Source organism: Desulfovulcanus sp. (assembly GCF_982781345.1).
Genome location: NZ_CEYAEZ010000212.1, coordinates 1 through 1,002 on the forward strand (window position 1 = coordinate 1; position 1,002 = coordinate 1,002).

Annotated in this window: 1 protein-coding gene and 1 pseudogene; one reads left to right on the forward strand and one right to left on the reverse strand. The window is 50.2% G+C overall.

Features of this window, described 5'->3' with window-relative positions; all coding sequences use genetic code 11:
* Positions 1–564: hypothetical protein (locus tag AC3WVG_RS12315; RefSeq protein WP_488798411.1), on the forward strand; the 564-nt coding region annotated here is incomplete at its 5' end.
* Here AC3WVG_RS12315 and AC3WVG_RS12320 read toward each other — a convergent pair.
* A pseudogene (locus AC3WVG_RS12320) lies at positions 561–964 on the reverse strand (hypothetical protein). The gene AC3WVG_RS12315 and the pseudogene AC3WVG_RS12320 sit on opposite strands and share 4 nt — an antisense overlap.
* Positions 965–1,002: the final 38 nt, after the last annotated feature.

The following is a 1,002-nucleotide window of genomic DNA, read 5'->3' on the forward strand; positions in this document are numbered from 1 at the left end:
CTCCCGCTCAAAGATGCCAAACCCATTGACTTTGCCAATCTCAAAAGCCGTCTGCTCATCAAGGCGGGAAAAGCAGCCATCAAGGCCCACTTCACCCTCTACGCCAAAGCGATCGGGCTGCATGACTATGATGTACCCGACATGGACAGACTCGCAGACCTTGCCAAAGGCTACTACACCTTGGAGTGCAGCGGCGGCGAAGGGCACCTGGAGGTAGCCCACCTCATCGAAGCGGTCAAGCACCATCTTGCCCATCTGGTCATCTCTGTCAAGCCTTTTGGCTGTATGCCAAGCTCGGCAGTCAGTGACGGAGTACAGTCGCTTGTCACCTCACACTACCCGCAAGCAAACTTCCTAAGCATCGAAACCTCCGGAGAAGGCGCGGCGAACTTCTACTCACGCGTTCAGATGGCGCTCTTTAAAGCCAAGCAGTCCGCCAAAGAGGAGTGGGAAGCGATAGAGATGCCTGCACATATTCCCCAGAAGGCACATAACTATCTCTATCAGCCTAAAAATGGGAAGATCGGGAGTGCGGCAAAGCTCATTCAAAGCCTTAATGGTTAGGTAAAGTCACCTTTTAATGTCACCAGTCCTTTCTGAATCAGACGTGCCATTAGTGATCTGCTGTGCTTCTCTTCATTGGGTGCTATCTTGTTAAGCAATGCATACTGCTCTACCCGCTCATCCAGGAAAGAAGTATCAAACTCTCCCCTTTTGAAAGCATCATCCTCTACGATCTCTTTGTGCAATGGAATGTTGGTCGTAATACCGCCGATATAGTATTCATCCAGTGCTCTTTTGGCCTTCTTCACTACTCCGTCCCAGTCCATGCCCATACGATCAGTTTTCCGATCATCGAATCGTAGTTTGGCGGGATGGTATAGCCACTATAGACAGATGTGTCCAGTCTAACGCCTGGACCTCCCGGTGCAAGATACTCCTCTATCGTCCCGAATGAAGGCATAAAGTTATTATTTGGATCCTCCGCATTGATCCGAAACT